We start from the raw sequence: 24202 nt of genomic DNA, 5'->3' as shown, positions 1-24202 counted from the left end.
TTCTACCTGCAGGCACTTGGGGTTGGTTGGGTCCGAGCCGGTCCGCTCCAACCTGCACGTACCCCGATGAAGTCCGGATTACGCGCGACCGTCGGGCACAGGTTACCCGGCATTCACCCAACTCGATTGTGCGCCTCACCCGGGGTCGAAGCTCCCGATAGATTGGGAATGTGACGCATTACGCGCAATCGGACTCGCCGTGGTCGGACTGGCAACCCGACATTCTCGGCGAGGGATACGAGCAGTCCACGCTTCCTCTCGGCACCGATCCGGAGGGCGAGGGCCAAATCTTCGCGACCCTGGTCAGGCACGTCGCCGCAGGTCTCGAACGTCCTGCCGGCGCGGTCCTCTACCTGCACGGATACACCGACTACTTCTTCCAGCGACACCTCGCGGAGCATTTCGCGAAACTCGGTTACGCCTTCTACGCCATCGACCTACGCAAGTGCGGGCGGTCGCAGCGCGCGGGACAGACCCCGCATTATGTGTCCGACCTCACCCTTTACGACGTGGAATTGAATTCCGCACTCGCGAAGGTACGTTCCGACACCGGCACCGACGTCCTGCTCATGGCACATTCCACCGGTGGATTGATTCTGCCGCTGTGGCTCGATCGGCTGCGCCGCGCCGACTCGCTCGACGGTGTCAGCGGTCTGATCCTCAACAGCCCCTGGTTCGACCTGCAGGGCCCGGCATTCGTCCGCAACATCGGCACCACGATCATTCACACGGTCGGCCGGCTGCGTGGACTGTCGGTGCTCCCCGGCCAGGGCATCGATTCCTACGGCACCAGCCTGCACACGAGCGCCGCGGGCGAATGGGACTACGACCTGGACTGGAAACCGCTTGCCGGCTTCCCGGTCCGCTTCGGCTGGCTGCGCGCGATCCGGATCGGCCACCAGCGACTGCACCGCGGGCTCGACATCGGCGTGCCCGCCCTGATCCTGCGCTCGAAGCTGTCGAAGTTCGTCCGCAACTACGGGTCCGAGGTCGACGTCGCCGACGCCGTGCTCGACGTCAAACAGATCCAGCGCTGGTCGGGCTGCCTCGGTGAGCGGACCGCGATCGTGCCGATCGAGAACGCCCGCCACGACGTGTTCCTGTCCGGCGCGCCTGCGCTGGCGAACGCGTTCGACGAACTCGACCGCTGGCTGGATTGGCTGCACGCCCACCGAGACGCGAACGGTGAAAACCTCGCCGGCTGACCGGCAGTGAGCATCTCACCGGCGGACCGGCGGGTGGGTTACCAGGTGCTCGTGCGCAACACGATCTCGGTCGCCAACTGCTGCCCCGCCGCGGTGATCCCAGCGGGGTCCTCGAACGACACGACGCGGAAGTCGGCATAGACGCGTCGGCCGGACAGTTCGGCGGCCTCGCGGTAGACCTGATCGCCCACGATCACCGTGGTCGGCACCTCCACCGGTGGGCAGTCCGCGGCCCGGACCGTGCCGGTCGCGTCCGGGATCGCCGGATGGCCTCGGTCGGTGACGATCAGGCTGACGAACCGGCCGAAGGTGCGCGCCGCGAGCAGCCAGGCCACTTCGGCACCGTCTCCGTTGCCGACGAGGTTCACCCAGGACAGACCGAGCGAATCGAGCACCTCGAGCACGGCGGCCTCGGATGGTGTTGCGCCGGGCGCACCGATCACCACCGTGCGCAGTCCCGACTCGTGTAGTCGAGCGCACACCTCGTCGTAGATCCCCGGATCATCGGATCCCGGCAGTAGCGCCACGACGTGGGCTGATTGCGGTCCACCGACCGCGACGTCGAACGCCCCGTCGGAGGTCTCCACCTGCTTCGACTCCATGAGAGAAAACGCTACCGGCAGAACGGCGGCGTGGCCCGCCCGGAGAGATGCCGCACGCATGACGAACGTCACCGCGGACACAGCGCACTACCAGCCACCGGCGTATCCACTCTCTCGGGTCGGGCCGGCTAGGCACTCCCGACAGTGCAGGTCGGCAGGCCGCGCGGCGCGCCGTGCTCGATCAGATCGCGCACCGCATCCATGTCGAGGTGCTGCTCGACGAGGTCGGCGAGTAGGTCGAGTTGGCCGTCGCGCACGGCGGCGAACGACGTATCGGGGGCGACCATGAAACCCGCACGCCCACTCTGCTCGGCCGCCGAGACGAGGAACGCGCGCCGGAAATCGTCGCATTCGAGCAGGCCGTGCCAATGCGTTCCGGACACCGGCCCGCGACTGCTCCCCTCGGGACTGCCGTCGTCACAACGCAGCAGCGGGGCATCGCCGCTGCCGACGATCCGGCCGTGATGAATCTCGTAGCCCTGCACCGGAATCGGCCCTGCGGTGCCGGCGACTCGGCTGAGCACTTTGGGTGTGGCGAAGCGGATGTCGAGGTCGAGCAGGCCGAGGCCCGGGACGCTGCCGCGGCCCGACTCCACCTCGTCCTCGATACACCGACCGAGCATCTGATAGCCACCGCACACACCGAAGATTGGTCCGCCGCGCCCGGCCCGATCCACGAGCGCGTCCGCAATCCCGGTGCGCCGCAACCATTCCAAATCGGTCACCGTGGATTTACTGCCAGGCAGCACGACGAGGTCCGCGCCGGCGAGCCGGGAGGGCTCGGTCACCCAGCGCACCGACACGCCCGGTTCACAGGCAAGCGCCTCGACATCGGTCGAGTTGGAAATGCGCGGCAGCCGGATCGCGGCGACGGTGAGCCACTCGCTGCCCCGCGGCGCGGCCGGACGACCGACCGGGGCGTCGGCGACGGTGCCGAGTGAGTCCTCGGCGTCGATCCACAACTGTTCGGCGTAGGGCAACACACCGAGCACCGGGCGATGGGTCAGTTCGCGCAGTTGGCGCAGTCCGGGTTCGAGCAGTCCGACGTCGCCGCGGAACTTGTTGATCACGAACGCCGCGATCAGCGCCTGATCCGCGGGTTCGAGGATCGCGAGCGTGCCGAACAGGTGCGCGAGGACACCGCCGCGATCGATATCGCCGACCACCAGCACCGGCAGATCCGCGGCCCGGGCCAGGCCCATGTTCGCGAGGTCGGTCTCGCGCAGGTTGATCTCCGCCGGTGAGCCCGCACCTTCGCAGATCACCACATCGAAATCGGCACGCAGAGCGGCGAGTTCGTCGGCGACCACGGCGCGCAGGGCGGTGCGATGGCGGAAGTAGTCGGCCGCGCCGACGGTGTCGACGGCCTTGCCGCGGACGACGAGCTGAGAGCGCCGGTCGCTGCCCGGCTTGAGCAAGACCGGGTTGAACCGCACGCTCGGTTCGAGTCCGCAGGCGTGCGCCTGCAACGCCTGGGCACGGCCGATCTCCCCGCCGTCGAGGGTGACCACGGAGTTGTTCGACATGTTCTGCGCCTTGAACGGCGCCACCGCGACGCCGCGGCGGGCGAGCAGCCGGCACAGTCCGGCGACCACCACGCTCTTGCCCGCGTCGGAAGTGCAGCCCGCGACGAGCAGCGCGCCCTTCACGCTCGTGTCACGGCAGCGTGAGGATTTCCGCGCCGCTGTCGGTCACGACCAGAGTGTGTTCGAACTGCGCGGTCCACTTGCGATCCTTGGTTACCACCGTCCAACCGTCGTCCCACATCTCGTAGTCGGGAGTGCCGAGGTTGATCATCGGCTCGATGGTGAAGGTCATCCCCGGCTCGATGACGTCGGTGACCGCCGGCTGGTCGTAGTGCAGGATGACCAGTCCGCTGTGGAAGGTCGGGCCGACACCGTGACCGGTGAAGTCACGCACGACGCCGTAACCGAACCGGTTGGCGTAGGCCTCGATCACGCGGCCGATCACGTTCAATTCGCGCCCCGGCCGGACCGCCTTGATCGCCCGCTTGGTCGCTTCCTCGGTGCGCTCGACGAGCAGCCGCACTTCCTCATCGACGTTGCCGGCGAGGAACGTGGCATTGGTGTCGCCGTGCACGCCATGGATGTAGGCGGTGACATCGATATTCACGATGTCACCGTCTTCGATCACGGTGGAGTCCGGAATGCCATGGCAGATCACCTCGTTCAGCGAGGTGCAGCACGACTTCGGGAAGCCCTTGTAGCCCAGCGTCGAGGGGTACGCGCCGTGATCGCACATGTACTCGTGCGCGATCCGGTCGAGCTGGTCGGTCGTCACGCCGGGCGCAACCGCCTTGCCCGCTTCCTGCAGCGCCTGGGCGGCGATCTTGCCGGCGATGCGCATCGCCTCGATCGTCTCGGGCGTCTGCACCCAGGGCTCGTCGCCTTCCTTGGCCGTCTTCTTCCACACGTACTCCGGCCGCTCGATGGATCGAGGGACGTCGAGGGTGGGCGAAACCTCCCCGGGGCGGAGCGCGGTACGTGTCGGCATGGCTTCGAGGGTAATACCAGGCCCGACGCGCCGAGAACTCGTCCGCACTGTTCTCGTTTGCACTGTTCTCGTTTGCCGTGATCACGAGCAAATGGCCCGTCTGGACGGCGTGTCGGGGGCCATTTGTTCGGTCTCGCGAGCACGTACCTACGACCTGCACGAAACCGGCAACACTGCGGCAACCGCGTGCGTAGCGTGAACCCGAATCCAAGAGCCGCGCCGGGAGCACAGCTATGACCGCACGCCCAGTTCTGATCGCCCTCTGCGCAGTGCTCGCCGCCGGGCTGGTGGCCTGCTCGAACGACGAGTCGTCGAGCGATACCACTACGACGTCGAGTGCATTGCTGGTCCCGGGCCCCGGCCCCGGGGCCAACCCCGCCGCGATTCCCGGGGTACCGACCGACGACGGGCGGGTGAACGCCGCGATCGACCGCGTCGACGGGCTCGCACAGGAGGCGATGGACCGCACCGGCATTCCCGGTATGGCGGTGGCCGTCGTGCACAACGGCGAGGTCGTGTTCTCCCGCGGCTACGGCGTTCGCGACACCGGTAAACCGGACAGGGTCGACACCGACACGGCCTTCCAGCTCGCGTCGGTGTCCAAACCGATCGGCGCCTCCGTCATTGCCAAGGAGATCGGCGACGGCACCGTGACGTGGGATACGCCGCTGGTCGCGCACCTGCCATCGTTCGCGCTCGCCGATCCGTATGTCACCGCCAACGTCACCATCGCCGACATGTACGCACACCGCTCCGGCCTGCCGGACCATGCCGCCGACCAACTCGAGGACATCGGCTACGACCGGCAGCAGGTCCTCGACCGGCTGCGCTACCTGCCACTGGACCCGTTCCGCGCCCAAGGCCAGTACACCAACTTCGGGCTGACCGCGGCCGCGGAGTCGGTCGCCGCGGCCGCCGGAACCGACTGGGCGACGTTGTCGGAGGAGAGCCTCTACCGCCCGCTCGGGATGGCGCACACCAGTTCACGATTCGCCGATTTCGAGGCCGAGCCCAACCACGCCGTCGGTCATGTTCTGGTGGACGGCAAGTACGAAGCCAAGTATGTCCGCGAGCCGGATGCGCAAGCCCCCGCCGGCGGGGTGAGCGCGTCGGTGACCGACGTCGCGACCTGGCTGGCCATGGTGATGCGCGGCGGCACCACCGCCGACGGGACACGCGTGGTGGACGAGGATGCGTTGGCCGCCTCGCTGGCCCCGGCGATGCGGGCGGGCGCCGGACCGACCCAGACCGATGCCCGCGACTCCTTCTTCGGGTACGGCTGGGAGATCGGCGACGATTCGTCGGGTCGTGTTCGGCTCACCCACTCCGGTGCGTTCTATCAGGGCGCGGGTACCACCATCATGGCGATTCCCAACCTGGACCTCGGCATCGTGGTGCTGACCAACGCCAGCGGCAACGGCACCGCGGAGGCGCTGCGCAACGATTTCGCCGACCTCGCGATCTTCGGTGCGGTACAAGCGGATTGGGCCGCCGGGTACGAAAAGCTATTAACGGCCACCGTGTCCGCGCCGGTCGGGGAATTGGTCGGCGAGCAGCCGCCGGCCAATCCCGCACCCGCAGCATCGAATTCCGCATACATGGGTACCTACGCCAACGACTACGTCGGCCCGGCCACCGTGTCCGAGAACGGTGGGCAACTGATCCTCACCATCGGGCCGAAGCACATGCAGTTCCCACTGACACATTGGGACGGCTCGGTATTCACCATGATCCCGAGCGGTGAGAATGCTCCGGACGGGAGCATCGCCAAGGTCACCTTCGAGATGAACGGTGACACGGCGTCGGCGGTCGAGCTCGAGCACTTCGACGAGGACGGGATGGGCACGCTCGGCCGCCAGCCCTAGCGACAGTCAGCCCCGCAACGATCAGCCCTCGCCCTGGCGCAACCGGAACCGCTGCACCTTGCCGCTCGGCGTCTTCGGCAACTCCTCGACGAAGTGCACCTGCCGCGGGTACGCGTGCGCGGCGAACTTCTTCTTCACCAGCGATTGCAGTTCGGCGATCAGCGCGTCGTCACCCGAGACTCCCTCGCGCAAGACGACGAACGCTTCGAGCACCTCGCCGCGCAACTGATCCGGCATACCGACCACCGCGGCTTCGGCCACTGCTTCGTGCATCACCAGCACGCTTTCCACATCGAACGGCCCGATGCGGTAGCCGGCCATGATGATGACGTCGTCGTCGCGTGCGGAGAAGAAGTAGAAACCGTCCTCGCTCACGGACCCGGCGTCACCGGTGAGGTACCAACGGCCGTCGTCGGTGTAGCGGGATGCGGTCTTCTCCGGTGCGTCGACGTAGCCGTGGAACCAGAGCAGCGGGCTCGCCGTCGTGTCTATGGCGACCCGGCCCAACGTGCCCGGCTCGGCAACGTCGTCGCTCTGCTCGGACAGCACCGCGCAGGTCCAGCCCGGCAGCGGCTTGCCCATCGACCCGGGCGGCACCCCTGTGACATTTCCCGTCGCTGCGCTCGCCCCGGGCTGCAGCGCATCGTGCCAGGCGTTGACGATGAACATGCCGTGCTCGGTCTGCCCGTAGTGATCGCGCACCGCGACACCGAGCGTCGCGTCGGACCAGCTCACCACGTCGGGGGTCAACGGTTCGCCGGCCGAGGACGCGCGCCGCAGCCGGATGCCCTCGGGCGGGGCCGTCGAGTCCGCGGACAGGCTGCGGTACACCGTCGGCGCCGCGGCGAAGTTGGTGACGCCGAAGCGCTCGATGAGTTGCCAGGTCAGCGGGGCGGAGAAGCCGGCGTGCAGCAGGATCGTCCGCACCCCGGCCGCGAGCGGCGCGATGATCGCGTAGTAGAGGCCGTACGCCCAGCCCGGATCCGCGGCGTTCCAGAACACGTCGTCGGCGCGGACGTCGAGACCGAACTCCAGGTAGGCGTGGAACGACGCGAGCGCCTTCGCCGGAACCGGCACGCCCTTGGGGGTTCCGGTGGTCCCGCTGGTGAACAGCTGCACGATGGGCGCCTCGGCACCGACTGCGACAGCGCGGGCCCGCTCGTCGGCGGGATCGGCGCCCGCGAGCAGATCGGCGAACTGCAGCTGCGTGGTACCGCCGACGCCCACCGTGATCCAGCCCGGGTTATCCGGAACATCTTCGCCCGCAGCAAGTTTGGAAATCTGGTCGGCGTCGACGACGACAACCTTGGTCGCGCTGGCGGTGAGCCGGAACGCGATCGCCGGTGGCGCGAACGCGGTGAACAGTGGCACGTGCACCGCACCCCGCCGCCAGATGCCGAGCACCGCGATGATGAGTTCTGCGGACTTGCCCATCAATGTGGCGACTCGGTCCCCCGGCTCGACGCCGAGTTCGGCGAGCGCGACCGCGAACCGCTCGGACTGCTCGCGCAGTTGTCCGTAGGTCAGGTCGGTGGCGGACAGGTCCGACTCGACGATCGTGGCGGCGATCGCGTCCTGCGGGTGTCCGTCGCACAGCAGTTCGGCGACACACGCCTGCGGCGTCGCATAGCGATCGAGTAGTTCGCGCACGCGGGTCTGCGGGTCTGTCGGCATCTCTATCACTCCTCGTCGGGTGCCCTGCCGAACTAGGATCCCCGTCACACTCGACCCCGCGCTACCCCCGAACAGGGGTGCGGCTCAATTGCCCAGGAACGCGTTCAGCGCGGGCGCCACGTCCCGGTAATCGCGGATCGTCCGGATCCGCCCGCGCCCCGCCCGCGCGAGGTCGCGGCCCAGTTCGGTGTCGTGTTCCCCCGACACATCGAGTAGGACGTCGAGGCGCGGTAGCCGCGCCGCGAGCAGCCGCGGATCGGGTCCGGCGTTGTGCACGCAGTCCGACAGCAGGAGCACCCGCGACTGGGTCGGCGACACTCCGGCGAGCTGACGCCGCGCGAGGTCGAGCCCGAAACCGACGTTCGTCAGCCCCTGGGCCGGGATGCGCAGCAGCAGGTCGAGCACTGTTGCAGGCTCGACGGTCTCGTCCAACCCGACGAGTACGGCGGCGTCGGACCAGAACGCGACGGTGCCGAGCCGGTCGCGAGCGAGTTCGGCAGCCAGCGCACCCACGGTCGCTGCGGCTGTGCGGACCCGTTCGCCCTTCATCGACCCGGAAACATCGACGACCAGAACGACGGAGCGCCGCCGCTTCAGCCGCTCGCGGACCACGATGTCCTCGTCCTCGGGCAGCGGATTCTCGGCGAGCACCTCGATGGTCCGATCGAGATCGACATCGTCGGAACCACCACGCCAGCGCAGGCTCGCGAGATCCCCGACCCCACGGCGCGGTCGCACGTCGCGGCGCGGCCGCGCTACCGAGAGTCGACGGGCGATGCGTTGGGCGAGCAGCCTGGTCTGCGGGTCCGCAGTGGTCCCACCCTCCTGATCGAGCGGGATTTGTTCGCCCTGCTCGTCGGTCTCCGCGGCGTTCGTGCCCTTCTGCGTGGCATCGGGCGTCCGTGATCGTGACCGGCTGCCACGCAACACCGTGCCGGCACCGCTACCGGACACCGAGAACGCGGTCGGCTCCTCGGTGAGCTGCTTCGGCTTGCGGCGCAGGGGAGCCATGCCGCGGACGCCGCTGCGAGCGCGCCGCTGCACCGGCGAATCCGCGGCGACCGGTCTTCAACCCGGCTCGGCCGCTGCGGGTTCGAGTAGGAAGTGATCCTGCCAGATCTCGTGGAGGACCGATTCCGGTGTCGCGTCGACGGTCTCATCGAGGTGGATGCGGCCCGACAGTGCCACGTGCATCGCATCGAGCACGATCGAGGTGTAGGACTCCGGCAGCCCTCGCGGCGGCGAGACCGAATCTGCTTGCGGCAGTACGACATCGCGGATCGCCGCGAGCTGATTGATCAGCAGCACCAGGTCGATCGCGCCGCGGACACTCGATCCCTGCCAGATGTCCTCGCGTTCCCGGGTGGCGCGGGTGAGCGCCACCGCGTCGGCGATCGCACGGTCGGAATCGATACCGGTGCGGCGGACGACGATGGCTCGCTCGGCCGCATCGTCCTGATACCCGATAGCGATGCGGCAGAGGCGGTCGTACACCGAGGTGGACAGTCGGGTGGTGCCGACGTTGTCGTAGGGATTCATCGACGCGACGACCCGGAACGTCGGGCGCGCGGCGACGATGCCGACGCGGGGCACGGCAATCCGACGCTCGGCCATCGCGGTGAGCAGTGTGTTGACGGTGTCCTCGGGTGTGCGGTTGAACTCCTCGACGTAGAGAAACCCGCCGGAGCGCATCGCCTCGATCAGAGGCCCCGCCACGAAATTGTCCGGTGAGTAGTCCTCACGCAGCACCCGGGCCGGGTTGTGGTGCCCGATCAACCGGCTCGGGGTGAGGTCGGCGTTTCCCTCGACGAACTGCAGCGGGATGCCCCACGCGTCGGTGATGGCATGCAGCAGTGTGGTTTTGGAGGTTCCCGGCGGCCCTTCGAGCAGCACATCCCGGCCGGCCGCGACCGCGGCAAGCAGCATGTCGAGTTCGTGCTCGCGGCCGACCACCGCGGCGGCAACCCGATCCCGCATCTCGCGCACCGTCGTCGAACTCTCGCCACTCGCGCGCACCGCACCGTCGCCCGCCGCAGCGTCCGCGACGGCGGCAAGATTGTCATTACGTGTCACTTGATCACGGCTCCCGCGTCGATGGGCAATTGCACGCCGGTGACGTACCGGGCGGCGTCGCTGACCAGCCAGAGAATGGCGTTGCTGACGTCGTCGGGCTCCACCCACTTGACCGGCAGCACATTGGACGCCTTGAACCCCACAACGACGTCCTCGACGGTGGCGGTGCCGGCCGGCAGATCGGGCCGGAACATGTCGTAGGTGTGCTGGTTGTGGATCATGTCGGTGTTGACGCTCGTCGGGTTCACCGCGTTGACCCGGATGTTGAACGGCGCGAGTTCGAGGGCCAGCGTCTTGAGGAACCCGCCCAGCCCGTGCTTGGCGGCGGCATAGTGCGCGAGGTTGGGCACGGCTTTGAGTCCGGCGGCCGAACTCGTCAGCACGATCGCTCCGCCGTGTTCGTTCTTCTTCAGGTGCCCAATCGTGGCGCGGACCGTCCGGAAGGCGCCGGACAGGTTGACCTCGATCATGTCGTCCCACATCTCGTCGGTCATGTCCGCGACCGTGCCGAAAGTGGCGATGCCGGCGTTGGCGCACACGATGTCGAGGCGGCCCAATCGGGCGACGCCGTCGTCTACGGCCGCCCGCATCCCGGCGGAGTCGCGGACGTCGACCTCGTGCGCCACGATCCGGCGATCGAGGGCCTCGACCTGTCGCACGGTTTCGGCGAGATCGTCGGGGCCCGCGAGCGGGTAGCCCACCGAATCGATCTGCTTGCAGATGTCGGTCGCAATGATGTCGGCACCTTCGGCCGCCAATCTGATTGCGTGACTTCGGCCCTGCCCCCGCGCCGCACCGGTGATGAAGGCGACCTTGCCGTCGAGCTGACCCATCCGTCGGACTCCCTGTCGATCATCGTGTCGCGCCTGGTGTGACACGCGTCTCAAGTTATGTCATCGAGTGCCATAACGAAAGCGCCCGATCGCCGCAGCCGGATCGTCTACCATGTGTCGCACCTCCCCGCGAAAGATGTTCGCCCTGCTCATGAGTACTTCCGGTACAGATTTGCTTCGTCCGCGTGATGGCGACGCGCTGCGCGCGGAACTGCGGAGGTTGGCCGGGGCCGGCGCCGCACCCATCCTCTTCGGCGGCGAGGTGCACGCGAGTGACATGCTGCTGCTCTCCGAGTTCTTCGGCACCCGCACCAGCGGCCTGCGCGGACTTCTCGTCGCACCCGATTCGGGCCTCGGCGGCACTGCGGTCACATCGCGGCGCCCGTTCGCGGTCAGCGACTACGCGGGCGCGCGGTCGATCACCCACCACTACGACGGACCGGTCAACGGCGAAGGGATCCGTGCGGTCCTCGCGGTTCCGGTGGTGGTGGGCGGCGCGCCACGGGCAGTGCTCTATGCCGCCGACCGGGCCGCGGGCCCGATCGGCGATCGGGCGGCCGACCAGATGATGCAGGCCGGCAGGCGCCTGGCCACCGAGATCACGATCCGCGACGAGGTGGACCGTCGGCTCCGGATGCGCACCGCGCACGAGACGCGGGGTGGCGCGCTGCCGGGGACCGAGCAACTCCGCGCGATCCACACCGAGCTGCGTGCGCTCGCCGCCGACCTCCCCGAGACCGAGCGTGCCCGGTTGCAGAAACTCACCGCCCGCCTGGCCGCGGTGGCGTCGGGGGAAACCGCGTCCACCGATTCAGCCGACGCCACCCTGTCCCCGCGCGAAATCGACGTACTGGCCCAGGTCGCGCTCGGCGCCACCAACGCCGAGGCCGCGACGCGGCTCTCGGTGCGCGCGGAAACCGTGAAGAGCTATCTGCGGTCGGCGATGAGCAAACTCGGCGCGCACTCGCGCCACGAAGCGGTGGTACTCGCGCGGCGGGCCGGGCTGCTGCCGTAGTCGGCTACCGACGACCAGTACTTTCAGCTCGCCGCGCCCGAAATATTCACCATCCACGGCACCCCGAACTTGTCGGTGCACTGACCGAACTCGTCGCCCCACATCTGCTTCTCCAGAGGCACCGTCACGGTCCCGCCCTGGGACAGCTTCGCCCAGTAGCCGCGCAGCAGCTCCGCGTCGTCTCCGCTGAGGCTGACCGTGATGTTGTTACCCGGGTCGTAGGGCATCTCTTCCGGAGTGTCCGCACCCATGATCGTGAATCCCGCGTCGGTCTCCAGCTGGGAATGCATGATCAGGTTCGCCAGCGGTCCCTCGCCGCCGCCGAACTCGCCGAACGTATTGACCGCCAGCTCGCCGCCGAACACGCTCTGATAGAACTCCATCGCCTGCCGGGCGGTGTCGCGGAAGCTGATGTAGGGGTTGAGTCGCGATGCCATGCCTGCTCCTTGGGGTTGCCGAGCACCGTCGAGTCCGAGCCTAAGCGCTCCCGGCCCGTGCGACGCCAGTCTCGACCGAGTCGTAATCCGGCCCGCTACCCGCGGCTCGCGCGCCGGTAACCGATCGCTGCAGGCACCGCGAACACCACCATCAGACCGAGCGACCAGAGCGTGACCGCGATCAGCGGTTCGGCCACCGGACCGCCGAGCGAGAGCCCGCGCATCGCGTCGATCGCATACGACATCGGCTGATGCTCGACGATCGGCTGCACCCACTCCGGGTAGGCCTCGAGCGGGACGAACCCGGTGGAAAAGAACATCATCAGCGAGCTGCCGAGCGAGATCGACTCCACCAGAGCTTGTTTCGTCGACCACACCGCGACCGCGGTCACCATGGTGGCGAACGCGAGCCCGAACAGCACCGGCACGCCGAGCAGCGCGAGTGCGGCGAACGGTCCCTGCTCGAACCGGAAGCCGAGCGCGACCCCGACGATCAAGATGACGATCGTGGTGATCACGATGCGCACCGCTTCGGCCGCGATCCGGGATAGCAACCCCGACGCGCGATGCACGGGCAGCACCCAGAACCTGGCGAGCAGTCCGCCGTTGCGCTCACGGCCGAGCGTCACCGCTCCGGCGACCGCCCCCGACATCACACCGACCAGCGCGGTCATCGGCACCGAGCCGTACAGCGCGTCATAACCGGAGAACGAGGTGATCTGCCGCCCGAGCACGGTGTTGAGCATGATCAGCAGCAACGCCGGGAACAGCAGCGACTGCACCATCGTCATCGGGTCGCGCGACCAGCGCACCAGCAGCCGACGGGTCTGGATCGCGGTGTGCGCGGGCAGCGTCCGAACCGACCGCTCGCCGCCGCCGCGGCTCGGCCGGGGAAACGGGTCGGTGAGCGGCGCGGCGGGGGCCTGCACCATTTCCAACGTCGGCATCAGGGCCTCCTGGCTGTCATGTAGACGGCGAGCGGAGCGGACAGCACGATGAGGCCGAGTGCCCAGGCGAGCGGCGGGCCCATGACCGACCACGAGACCGTGCCCGCATTTGCCGTCGAGTCACCGGCGAGCGCCCGTAGCCCATAGGTGAACTGCGAAATCGGTTGATTGCGAACGAATCCCTGCACCCAGGACGGAAACTGATCGGCCGGTGCGAAGCCGACCGAGAGCATGCCGAGGATGAGCTGCGGCAGCATCAACGACTGTGTCGTCGCCTCGGGATTGCGTGACCAGGTGCCGAGCACGTCGCCGAACAGGCACAGCCCGAGCCCGATCGCGAGCGAAAGCGCCACAAATCCGACGGTGTGCAGCGTCGGGCCGTAGAACCGGAATCCGATGAGGTATCCGCACACCAGCGCAGCGGCGAACGAGATGGTGCACCGGAGCATGTTGGCCGACATCCGCGCGGCGAATGGCACGGCGGCCGGCATGGGCAGCGAGCCGAACCGCCGGTTGATCCCCTCGACCGAGTCGGTCGCCGCACGGAACGCGGAACTGATCGCGGCGAACGAGAGCGCCTGCAGCACGATCATCGGCATGAGGAACTGCGCATAGCTACTCAGCCCGTGCCCGAAGACCGTCATCACCAGGTTCAGCGGAATGTAGAAGCCGACGGTGAACACCGCGGGGGCGAGCAACGAGGTGAGGATCTCGCCGTTGCGCAGGGTTGGCGAGAGCAGTCGGCGGGTGAGCACCCACCATTGCGCAACCGCGGCCGGCTTGGGCCGCACCGCGGCGGTCCGCATGCCGGCGTCCAGCACGGCCGCGGTCATGAGGCGACCGCCTGTCGTTGGGGCTCGGCGTCGGCGGCCGGATCGGAGATGTGTCCGGTCAAGGACAGGAATACATCGTCGAGCGACGGTCGGCGCAAAGCGATGTCGACGAGTTCGATACCGGCAAAGTCGAGTCGGCGCAGCGCCTCGGCCAGCGTCTTCGCCCCGTCGGGCGCGGGCACGGCGATCCGGTCCGCTCCCGCGATCGAGGCGCGGTCGAACCCGCGTGACAGCAGCGGCCCGAGCGCCGTCACGACGTCGGGTAGCCGCTTGAGATCCAACGGCACAACCTCGCAATAGCTTCCGCCGGTACGCGCCTTCAGTTCGTCGGCCGTGCCTTCGGCGATCACCTTGCCGTGGTCGATGACGATGATCCGGTCGCTCAACGCGTCGGCCTCCTCGAGGTACTGCGTAGTGAGCAGCGTGGTGATGCCCATCCCCTGCAGGTTCGCGACGAGATCCCACACGCCCTGTCTGCTGCGCGGATCGAGGCCGGTGGTCGGTTCGTCGAGAAACACCACCTCGGGGCGCACGACCAGCCCGCAGGCAATGTCGATGCGTCGGCGCATACCGCCCGAGTAGGTCGACACCCTGCGACCGGCGGCATGCTCGAGGTCGAACTCGGCGATGAGTTCGCCGGCCCGCGCCTTCGCCGCGCGCTTGCGCAACCCCATCAGGCGGCCGAACATCACCAGGTTCTCCTCGCCGGTCAACGCCTCGTCCAGCGCGGCGTACTGGCCGGTGAGCATGATCGACGCCCGCACGCCGGGCGCGTCGGCCACGACGTCGTGCCCGGCCACCGTCGCGTGTCCCGAGTCGGGGCGGACGAGCGTGGACAGGATGTTGACCATGGTCGTCTTGCCCGCCCCGTTGGGGCCGAGGATGCCGAGCACCTCACCGGGTTCGGCGTCGAAAGTGACCCCGCGCAGCGCCGCGGTGGCGCCGAAGGACTTGTGCACATCCTCGACCCGGACGGCGTAGTTGTTGTCGGTCATGTGTGTTTCGCTCCGCTCATGAGGGTGGGAATGTCAGGAGGCACGGGCGACCGGGGCAAATCCCGGAGCCGGCATGTCGAGGTGCTGTTGCACGCGCTGCGCGATGGCGCGCAATGGTTCCGGGCCGGCCATGCCGTCGTGCGTGGCATCGATCGGGTACTTCGACACGGTGCCCGCGATGTACGGTCGCCAACTGTCTGCGCCGCCACCCGGTTCTGCGCTGCCCTGTGTCGCGCTGAAGAAGACCAGGTCGCCGTCGAACCAACCGGGCTCGAAGCCCGCGATCATCCGCAGCGCCGCGTTGTACGAGGAGGTCAGCCGCTCGATGTGTTCGGCCTCGAAGTGCACCGCCCCGCCGAGGCTTTCGGTCACCGCTCGCGCCGCACCGGCCGCGTCGGCGGCGCCGACGGCGTCGATACCGAGCACCGGGCCGAATTCGCGCACGAATTCGACTGGGGTGAGCGGTGTTCCCGGATCGAGCTCGCGCGAGGCCAGGTCGGGGTCCATCATGGCGAGCAGTTCGACCTCCGCGCCGAGCGCGCGCAGTTGCACCGCGATCTCGTGGGCGACGAAACCGCCGAACGACCAGCCGAGCAGCTGGTATGGCCCGTACGGCTCGATGACCCGGATCTGCTCGACGTAGAGCTGCGCGAACTCGACGATCGACGCCGGTGCCCCGGCGCCGGTCAGCTCCGGGGACTGCAGCCCGTAGATCGGCCGACGCGGGTCGATGCTCTGTGCGAGCCCGGCGTATCCCCACGCGAGCCCGGAGGCCGGGTGGACGCAGAACAGCGGTGCCAGCTCGCCTTCGGGGCGGATCGGCAGCACCACACCGAGAATCTCGTCGGCGGAGCGCATCGCGGCGCCGGCGGCGCCGATCCGTTCGGCCAGGCCCGCGACGGTCGATTGTGCGAACAGTGCCATGACGGCCACCTCGACCCCGAGTTCGGCGCGCAGCCGGGAGACCGCCTGGGTCGCGATGAGCGAGTTCCCGCCGAGGGCGAAGAAGTCGTCGTCGAGGCCCACCCTGTCGACACCGAGGATGTCGGCGAACACCGCGGCCACCGCGCGTTCGACAGCTGTTGCGGGCTCCCGAAATTCGGCGGCGGTGAACTCGGGCGCGGGCAGCGCAGTGCGATCCAGCTTGCCGTTCACGTTGAGCGGCAATTCGTCCAGCACGACGAACGCGGTGGGCACCATGTACGAAGGCAGCGCCGCGCCGAGCCGCCGCGACAGGTCGTCGGTATTCACTCCGGCGTCGCGCTCGGCGACGACGTAGGCCACGAGTTGCGCGCCGAGTCGCTCGTCTTCGCGGGTGATCACCGCACCCGCAGCCACGTCGTCCTGGGCCAGCAGCGCGGTCTCCACCTCGCCGAGTTCGATCCGGAAGCCGCGCACCTTGACCTGGAAATCGGTGCGCCCGATGTAGTCCAGGTCGCCGGTAGCGCCCCACGCGACCAGATCGCCGGTGCGGTACATCCGCCCACCGGCGGGGTCGAACGGGTTGGCGACGAAACGGTCGGCGGTGATACCGGGCCGGTCGAAGTACCCGCGTGCCAGCTGGTTGCCGGCCAGATACAGCTCGCCCAGCACGCCGGTGGGGACCGGCTGCAGCCGCGCATCGAGGACGTAGACCTTGCTGTTCCACTCGGGAGTGCCGATCGGCACCGAGGTCTCGTCCGCGTCGGTGGACTCGTAGGCGGTAATCGAGACCGCCGCCTCGGTCGGCCCGTAGGTGTTGTGCAGACGGGCGTCGTTGTGCCGCCGGAACCGCGCCGCGGCCGCGGCCGGCAGTGTCTCGCCGATCACGAGCACGTGCCGCAGCGACGCGCTCAGCGCACCGTCCGCGTCGACCAGCATCGCCTGCAATGTGGCGGGCACGAGATGCAGCTGGGTGACGGCCTCGTCGGCGACGAGAGCGTTGAGGTAGGCGGCATCGCGATCGCCGCCGGAGCGCGCGAGGACCGTCCGCCCACCGCTGACCAGCCCCGACCAGTACTCCCAGACCGAGACGTCGAAGGTCATCGGCGTCTTGGCCAAGACCGTGTCGTCGGCTCCCATCTCGTAGGCGGCCACCTTCCATGCCAGCTGATTGACGATCGCGTCGTGGGTGATCGCGACGCCCTTGGGGCGCCCGGTCGACCCCGACGTGAAGATCACGTAGGCCGTGTTGCCCGGGTTCAACGCCGCCCGGCGGTCCGCATCGGTGAGCGGGGTCGCGGCGTAATCCGCGGTATCGAGGGCGTCGATCTCGACGGTGCGGTGCCCGGCCGGCAGCCGGTCCCGCTCGGTCAGGGTCGTGAGGACGCACACCGGCTGTGCCATTTCGAGCACGTACGCGCTGCGTTCGATCGGATGGTCCAGGTCGATGGGCAGGTACGCCCCGCCCGCCTTGCACACCGCGAGCATCGCGACGACCTGCTCGACGCAGCGGCCGAGACCGAGGGCGACGACCGACTCCGGACCGACGCCGAGGCCGACGAGGTAGCGGGCGAATCGGTTGACGCGAGCGTCGAGTTCGGCGTAGGTCAAGTGCTCGCCGGAGAACGTGAGCGCCGTACCGGCCGGTGTGCGCGCCACCTGCGCATCGACCAGATCCGCAAGCGTGCCGGACGGAACCGCCGCTGCGGTGGCGTTCCAGTCGTTCAGGATGCGGTTGTGTTCGGCCGGGCCGAGGAGGGCGAGATCGCCTACCGGCCGGGCGGGGTCGGCGACGATGCCGTGCAGCACGCGGGCGAATCGTTCACCGATCCCCTGCACGGTGTCGGGGTCGAAAATGTCGGCGGCATAGGTGAAGTGGCCCTCGATGCCGGTGGCCGCGCCAGCGGCGTCACGCCCGTCGACGACGACGAGGTGCAGGTCGAATTGCGAGATTCCGGCGTCGACGTCCACCTGGGACACCCGCAGGCCGGGCAGTTCGAACTCGGTCGGCGAAAGGTTCTCGAAGGAGAAACCGACCTGGAACAGCGGATGCCAGGCGGTGGTCCGGACCGGGTCGAGCACCTCGACGAGCCGTTCGAAGGGGACGTCCGCGTGTGCCAGTGCCCGCAGGTCGCGCTCCCTGGTGTCGGCGAGCAGGTCGGTGAACGCCGCCGAGGGGTCGACCGCGCTGCGGAAGACCATCGTGTTGACGAACATCCCGATCAACTCGTCGAGCATGCGGTCCCCGCGACCGGCCACCGGGCTGCCGATCGCGATGTCGGTGGAGCCGGACAGGCGTGCGAGCAGCACCGCGAACGCGCTGTGCAGGACCATGAACAGCGACGCATCGTGCGCGCGGGCCAGTTCGTCGAGCGCGGCGTGGGTGGCCGGGTCGAGTTCGAACGCCACCCGTCCGCCGCGGTAGGTCTGCAGCGCCGGGCGCGGACGATCCGCGGGCAGCACCAACTGGTCGGGCAGTCCGGCGAGCGCGTCGGCCCAATAGCCGACCTGCTGCGCAGCAAGCGACTCCGAGTCGGCCTCGTCACCGAGCAAATCACGTTGCCACAGCGCGAAATCGGCGTACTGAACGTCGAGCGGCTGCCACTGCGGCGCCTCGCCGCACAGCCGCGCGGTGTAGGCCAGCATCACGTCGCGGGCCAGCGGCGCGAACGACCAACCGTCGCCGGCGATGTGGTGCAGCACCATCACCAGGACATGCTCGTCGGGCGCAAGTTCGAGCAGCGCGCCGCGCAGCGGGACCGCGGTAGTGACGTCGAAAGGCTCGGCCGCGAGTTGCAGTATTCGTTGCGCCACAACACTTTCGGAAACCCGCTCGACCACCAACTGCGGTATCGCCCGGGTGGCAGGCAGGATCACCTGTACCGCACCGTCGGCCGTCTCCGGATAGACGGTGCGCAGCACCTCGTGGCGGTCGATCACGTCGGCGACGGCGGCGTGCAGTGCGGCGATATCCAGTTCGCCGGTCAGCCGGATCGCCATCGGCATGTTGTAGGCCGCAGAGTCGCGGTCGAACCTGTTCAGGAACCACATCCGCTGCTGTGCCGGGGACAGCGGCACGTGCTGCGGCCGGTCGTAGGGCCGCAACAGCGGGCGCACCGGCCCGTCGTCCGCGCCGTCGATTCGGGTGGCGAGTTGCGCCGCGGTCGGCGCGTCGAACAGATCGCGCAGGGCGACGGTGCCGTCGATGGAGGCGTTGATCCGGGCCACGGCCCTGGTGGCGAGCAACGAGTTGCCGCCGAGGTCGAAGAACGACTCGTCGACCCCGACCTGCTCGACGCCGAGCAGTTCGCCGAATACGCGGGTGAGCGTCTGCTCGGCCGGCGTGCGCGGCGCGAGGTAGGTACTGCTCGGACGTGTCCGCAGGTCGGGCATCGGCAGCGCCTTGCGGTCGAGTTTGCCGACCGGGGTCAGCGGAATCTCCGCCAGTGCCACGACGACGGCCGGGACCATGTAGCCGGGCAAAACCGCGGCCACGCGTTCGCGCAACCGTTCGGTGTCGAGCGCGGCACCGGCCATCGGCAGCACGTAGGACACCAGCACGGTCGACCCGGACGGTCCCGGCTGCCCGATCGTGGCGACGTAGTCCACCGCGTCGTCGGCGACGAGCACCGCGTCGATCTCACCGAGCTCGATCCGCAGGCCGCGAATCTTCACCTGGAAATCGCTGCGGCCCAGGTACTCCAGCTCTTCGCCGCCGTTGACGGAGACGATGTCACCGGTGCGATACATCCGCTCGCCCGGCGCACCATGGGGATTGGCGACGAACCGGCCGGCGGTGAGCCCGAATCGATCGAAGTACCCGCGGGCCAGCGCCGGGCCGGTGAGGTACAGCTCGCCGGCGGTGCCGGCCGGAACCGGACGCAGCCAGTCGTCGAGCACCAGCACCGCGGCGCCGCGAATGGGCGACCCGATGGTGATCGGCGCCTCGGATGTCATGGCGGTGCCGCCGGTCGCCCAGACACTGAACTCGGTGGGACCGTACAGGTTGAGCATGGTCCGGCCCGGCGCCCAGCGGGCCACCAGGTCGGTGCCTGCCGCCTCGCCGGCCACCGCGAGCACCCGCAGGCCGTCGACATCGCGGGGCTCCATCGTCGCCAACGCGGAGGGGGTGATGACGGCGTGCGAAATGCCCTGTGCGCGAATCAGTTCCGCGAGACCGTCGCCGCCGTAGACATCGGACGGCGCGACGACCAGCCGGCCACCCGCGCCGTGCGCCATCAGCAGTTCGAACACCGAGGCATCGAAGCTCGGCGAAGCCACCTGCAGCACGGTCGATTCCGGGTCGAGCCCGAGCGACTCGTGCTGCGCCCTGACCAGGTTCGCCAGTCCGCGATGGCTGAGCAGCACCGCCTTCGGCTTACCGGTCGATCCGGAGGTGTAGATGAGGTACGCGGTCTGATCGATGTGCACCGGCACGCCACGGTCCGCGGCCGTGATGGGGGCGTCGGGCACCGTCATGGTCTTGCGGACAGTGGCGAGATCGTCGAGCAGCAGCCAGTCGATCGTGCCGGGCAGGTTGGCACCCTGCGCGGTGGTGGTGACGCCGATTCGCGCACGAGAGTCGGTCACCATGTGCTCGATGCGTTCCGGTGGGTGGTTCGGGTCCAGCGGCAGGAAAGCAGCGCCCGTCTTCGCGATTGCCCAGACCGCGACGACCGACTCCACAGACCGCGGCAGGGCAAGGATCACGAACCGATCCGGTCCGGCGCCATGGCGCAGCAGCACCCGGGCCAGCCGGTTGGACCAGCTGTCGAGCTCGCGGTAGGTGAGCGACACCCCGCCCGAACTCAGCGCGATCGCGTCGGGGTTGCGCGTCGCGGCCGCGCCGAGGATCTCCGGCAGCGTCGTCGCGGACACCGATTCCGCGCCGCTCCGGACGGCAACCACATCGGTGGCGAGTGCGCAGATCCGCGCGGCAGGGTCGGCCGTGAACCGCCGCAGCAACGCAATCAACCGATCGAGGACCTGGGTGGCGGCCGCGTGGTCGAGTTCGCCGGCGAGGTACTTCAGGGTCATCGTCAGCGATTCGGCCGGTTCGCCCGCCGCGTCGCGCACGCGGTTCGGAATCGCCAGCAGGCTCAGTGGATACGGCGTTGCGTCGGTGCCGGCGATATCGGTGACCCGCATCCCTGCGATGTCGAGAACACGAGCGAGGGCATCCCGGTCGATCGGGTACGACTCGAAAACTGTGAGGGTGTCGAAGAGTTCGGGCAGCCCCACCGCGGCGTGTATATCGGTGAGTCCGACGTGCTGGTGGTCGAGCAGTGCGGCCTGTTCGAGCTGCACCCGGCGCAGCAGGTCGGCCACCGACTCGGCCGGGTCGAGTTGCACCCGGACGGGCAGGGTGTTGATGAACAGACCGATCATCTGCTCGACACCGTCGATATCGGCGGGCCGGCCGGACACGGTGCCACCGAACACGACGTCGGCGCGACCGGTCATGGTGTGCAACAGCATCGCCCAGGCCGCCTGCACGGCGGTGTTGACAGTGACCCCGTGCGCACGGCCCAGTTCGTGCAGTGCGGTGGTCGCGTCGACACCCAGGTCGATCGAGACCTCACCGGTCTCGGTGGACGTGATCCCGGCCAACGACGGCACGGCTCGAGTCGGTGCGTCGACGCCGGCCAACGCCCGTGTCCACGCGGCGATCGACGTCGCGTCGTCCTGCCGGTCGAGCCAGCCGAGGTAATCGCGGTAGGCCGGCGGCGGGGTCAGCGCGGCGCCGCCACCCGCGTAGTGCACGAGCAGTTCCTGCACCAGCAGCGGCGTGGACCAGCCGTCCAGCAGGATGTGATGGTTGGTCATCAGCAGCCGGTAGCTGTCGGTACCGGTCCGCAACAGCGTGAACCGCAGCAACGGCGCGCGGGTCAGGTCGAAGCGATTCGCACCGTCCTCGGCGATCGCCGTCTCGACGGCGTGGTCGATATCGATGCTGGCGCGCAGATCCATTTCCTGCCAACCGACCTCGGCCTCGCCGAGCACGATCTGCCGTGGGCCCGCGACCGTCTCGACGAATGCGGCCCGAAGGTTCGCGTGCCGGTCCACCAGTGCCTGCGCCGCGCGGTGCAGGCGGTCGCCATCGACGGACCCGGCGAGCGTCAGTGTCGCCTGCACGGTGTAGCCGTCGGCGGTGTCGGTGTCGTAGAGCGCGTGGAAGAGCAGCCCGAACTGCAGCGGCGACAGCGGCCACACGTCGGTCAGCGCGGGATGCTGCTGCTCCCACCCCTCGATCTCGGTTTGACTCACTGCCACCAGCGGGAAGTCCGACGGGGTGTGACCACCGGCCGCGGGGGCTGCGGCGTGTGCGGCAAGCGCCTCGAGTGCGCGGGTCCACAGGTCGGCGAGCTCGCGAACATCGCTCTCGCTGAGCAGCTTCGACGCGTAGGCCCAGGTGACCGCGAGCTCGGTTCCGGTCGCGGTGTCCTCGCCGATCGCATTGATGTCGAGCACGGCGGGCAACGGCATGGTCGGGTCCGCCGTCGCCGCCGGGCCCGCGATATCGGTCGCGGGCAACCACGGCCCGCGGGCGCCGAGTTCGGTGCGGCCGAGGTAGTTGAAACTGATCTGCGGGCTCGGCGCGGCGGCCAGCTGGGCGGTCGACTCGGCGTCCAGGTAACGCAGCATGCCGAATCCGATGCCGTTGTCCGGGATCTCGCGCAGTTGCTGCTTGACCCGCTTGATCGCCGCACCGGCGTGCGCGCCGCCGGCGAACGCATCGTCGAGGTCGATCCCGGCCAGATCCAGCCGCACGGGATAGATGCTGGTAAACCAGCCGACGGTCCGGTCCAGCTCGGCACCGGGAGCGATGTGTTCTTCCCTGCCGTGCCTTTCGAGCGTGATCAGCGTGCTCGTGCACGCGGTGTCGCGCTGGCGCCGCCACTGCAAGACGGCCATCGCGAGCGCGGTCAGCAGGGCGTCGTTGGCGCCACCATGGAAGCGCTGCGCCACAGTGGTGAGCACCGCGCCCGTCGTCTCGGCCGGCACCCGAATGTCGATGCGCCCCATAGTCTCCGCGAGGTCTTCGGCCACATCGAGAACGCGGTCGCCGAGGGTGGGATCGGGGCCGTCGAGAGTTGCCTGCCACTGCCCGAGTTCGGCGCGTCGGTCGGTCGCCGCGCGGCGCTGTTCGTGCGCCCAGGTGCGCAGCGACGTGCCGGACGAGGCGAGGGCCACGGTCTCGCCCGCGGCGAGCTGGGTCGCGGCGGTCGCCAGGTCCGGCAGGATGATCCGCCAGGACACGCCGTCCACCGCGAGGTGGTGCACGACCAGCCAGAGGTAGCCTTCGGTCGCCGTGTCGATCCAGACCGCCTGCAGCACAATCCCTGCGGTCGGGTCGAGCCGGTCCGCCGCCGCCTGCAGTGCGACGTCGGCAACCACTCGCACGTCGTTATCAGCGTCGGCGCGGACGAGGGTGAGCAACGCCGCGGCATCGACCGAGCCCACCTCGCCGATCTCGATGGCCCAGTCGCCGAACTCTGCACCGCTCGACTGGGTCACGCGCAGCGCGGAACGCAGCACGTCGTGCCGATCGATCACTGCCTGCAGGGCACCGGTCAGCGTCGCGCGGTCGATACCGTGCGGCAACCGGATCAGCATGGCCTGGCCGAACCGGTCGAACGGACCGTCCTGCGCCAGCATCGCCGCCACGATCGGGGTCGGCTCGAACGTGCCGATCCCGCCGCCCGGCAACTCGGCCAGCGTCGCCACGGCGTCGGACCGGGTCGCCACGGTCGCGATTGCGGCAACCGTCTTGCGCTCGAACACGTCCCGCGCCGAGAAGCTCAGCCCGGCCGCCTTGGCCCGGGACACGAGCTGGATCGACATGATGCTGTCGCCGCCGAGCGCGAAGAAGCTCTCCTCGGCACCTACCGCCTCGACGCCGAGCACCTCGGCGAACAGACCGGCGAGCAGACGTTCGGTCTCGGTTGCGGCCGAACGGGACGTGCCTGCCCGCGCACCGAAGTCCGGGGTGGGCAATGCCTTGCGGTCCAGCTTGCCGATGGGAGTGCGCGGCACCTCGTCGAGGACCATGATCGCGGCGGGCAGCATGTACTCGGGCAGAAACTCGGCGACGAACATCTTGACGTCGGCTGGGTCGATGGTTGCGCCCGGCTTGGGCAGCAGGTACGACACCAGCGCGGCGGCACCGACGGGAGTGGTGGCACCGACGGTCACCGCGAACGCGACGTCGTCGTGCCGCTGCAGCCCGGCATCGATCTCGCCGAGTTCGATGCGCAACCCGCGGATCTTCACCTGGAAGTCGCTGC

At 68.9% G+C, this 24202-nt stretch carries 15 protein-coding genes; 3 read left to right on the top strand and 12 right to left on the bottom strand.

What is annotated here, in order from left to right:
- The first annotated feature begins 170 nt into the window (after positions 1 to 170).
- Complete coding sequence (locus OG921_RS25520) at positions 171 to 1205, top strand: alpha/beta hydrolase (RefSeq protein WP_266115351.1); 1035 nt, start codon at positions 171 to 173, stop codon at positions 1203 to 1205.
- A 38-nt stretch (positions 1206 to 1243) separates the two neighbouring features.
- Here OG921_RS25520 and OG921_RS25515 read toward each other — a convergent pair whose 3' ends face one another.
- The 3 genes from OG921_RS25515 to map form a co-directional block, all read right to left on the bottom strand.
- On the bottom strand, positions 1244 to 1807 hold the full coding sequence (locus OG921_RS25515; RefSeq protein ID WP_266115350.1) for an alpha/beta fold hydrolase: 564 nt from the start codon (positions 1805 to 1807) through the stop codon (positions 1244 to 1246).
- A gap of 128 nt (positions 1808 to 1935) precedes the next feature.
- Positions 1936 to 3456: a cobyric acid synthase gene (locus tag OG921_RS25510; protein ID WP_266115349.1), complete on the bottom strand. Its 1521-nt coding sequence runs from the start codon at positions 3454 to 3456 to the stop codon at positions 1936 to 1938.
- Positions 3457 to 3463: 7 nt separating this feature from the next.
- Complete coding sequence (map, locus tag OG921_RS25505) at positions 3464 to 4321, bottom strand: type I methionyl aminopeptidase (protein ID WP_266115348.1); 858 nt, start codon at positions 4319 to 4321, stop codon at positions 3464 to 3466.
- Positions 4322 to 4554: 233 nt separating this feature from the next.
- Here map and OG921_RS25500 point away from each other — a divergent pair, with 233 nt between their 5' ends.
- The gene (locus OG921_RS25500) at positions 4555 to 6186 is read left to right on the top strand and encodes a serine hydrolase (protein WP_266115347.1); all 1632 of its coding nucleotides are present in this window, start codon (positions 4555 to 4557) and stop codon (positions 6184 to 6186) included.
- 21 nt (positions 6187 to 6207) lie between these two features.
- On the opposite strand, the gene OG921_RS25495 is transcribed toward OG921_RS25500, so the two are convergent.
- From OG921_RS25495 to OG921_RS25480, 4 genes are all read right to left on the bottom strand, one after another.
- Entirely contained in the window at positions 6208 to 7860 is a 1653-nt protein-coding gene (locus OG921_RS25495; protein WP_266115346.1) for an AMP-binding protein, read from the bottom strand.
- Positions 7861 to 7944: 84 nt separating this feature from the next.
- Positions 7945 to 8871 (bottom strand): VWA domain-containing protein, encoded by a 927-nt coding sequence (locus OG921_RS25490; RefSeq protein ID WP_266115404.1) that lies wholly within the window; start codon positions 8869 to 8871, stop codon positions 7945 to 7947.
- 57 nt (positions 8872 to 8928) lie between these two features.
- Positions 8929 to 9837, bottom strand: coding sequence for a MoxR family ATPase (locus OG921_RS25485; protein WP_266115403.1), 909 nt, complete (start codon positions 9835 to 9837; stop codon positions 8929 to 8931).
- Between the two features lie 92 nt (positions 9838 to 9929).
- Positions 9930 to 10766 (bottom strand): mycofactocin-coupled SDR family oxidoreductase, encoded by an 837-nt coding sequence (locus OG921_RS25480; protein WP_266115345.1) that lies wholly within the window; start codon positions 10764 to 10766, stop codon positions 9930 to 9932.
- 151 nt (positions 10767 to 10917) lie between these two features.
- Here OG921_RS25480 and OG921_RS25475 point away from each other — a divergent pair, with 151 nt between their 5' ends.
- On the top strand, positions 10918 to 11781 hold the full coding sequence (locus OG921_RS25475) for a LuxR C-terminal-related transcriptional regulator (RefSeq protein WP_266115344.1): 864 nt from the start codon (positions 10918 to 10920) through the stop codon (positions 11779 to 11781).
- A gap of 23 nt (positions 11782 to 11804) precedes the next feature.
- Here OG921_RS25475 and OG921_RS25470 read toward each other — a convergent pair whose 3' ends face one another.
- The 5 genes from OG921_RS25470 to OG921_RS25450 form a co-directional block, all read right to left on the bottom strand.
- Positions 11805 to 12218, bottom strand: coding sequence for a VOC family protein (locus OG921_RS25470; protein WP_266115343.1), 414 nt, complete (start codon positions 12216 to 12218; stop codon positions 11805 to 11807).
- A gap of 95 nt (positions 12219 to 12313) precedes the next feature.
- A complete protein-coding gene (locus tag OG921_RS25465) occupies positions 12314 to 13165 on the bottom strand; it encodes an ABC transporter permease (RefSeq protein ID WP_266115342.1) in 852 nt (283 codons plus the stop codon).
- Positions 13165 to 13998: an ABC transporter permease gene (locus OG921_RS25460; protein ID WP_266115341.1), complete on the bottom strand. Its 834-nt coding sequence runs from the start codon at positions 13996 to 13998 to the stop codon at positions 13165 to 13167. Before OG921_RS25460 ends, OG921_RS25465 begins: the two co-directional genes overlap by 1 nt.
- Positions 13995 to 14993, bottom strand: coding sequence for an ATP-binding cassette domain-containing protein (locus OG921_RS25455; protein ID WP_266115340.1), 999 nt, complete (start codon positions 14991 to 14993; stop codon positions 13995 to 13997). The genes OG921_RS25460 and OG921_RS25455 overlap by 4 nt, the downstream gene beginning before the upstream one ends.
- Positions 14994 to 15026: 33 nt before the next feature.
- Positions 15027 to 24188, bottom strand: coding sequence for an amino acid adenylation domain-containing protein (locus OG921_RS25450; RefSeq protein WP_266115339.1), 9162 nt, complete (start codon positions 24186 to 24188; stop codon positions 15027 to 15029).
- Between the last annotated feature and the right edge of the window lie 14 nt (positions 24189 to 24202).

Source organism: Aldersonia sp. NBC_00410 (assembly GCF_026342035.1).
Taxonomy (GTDB): Bacteria; Actinomycetota; Actinomycetes; order Mycobacteriales; family Mycobacteriaceae; genus Aldersonia.
The sequence above is the reverse complement of the archived record's forward strand: the minus strand, read 5'-3'. Positions and strand labels throughout refer to the sequence as shown.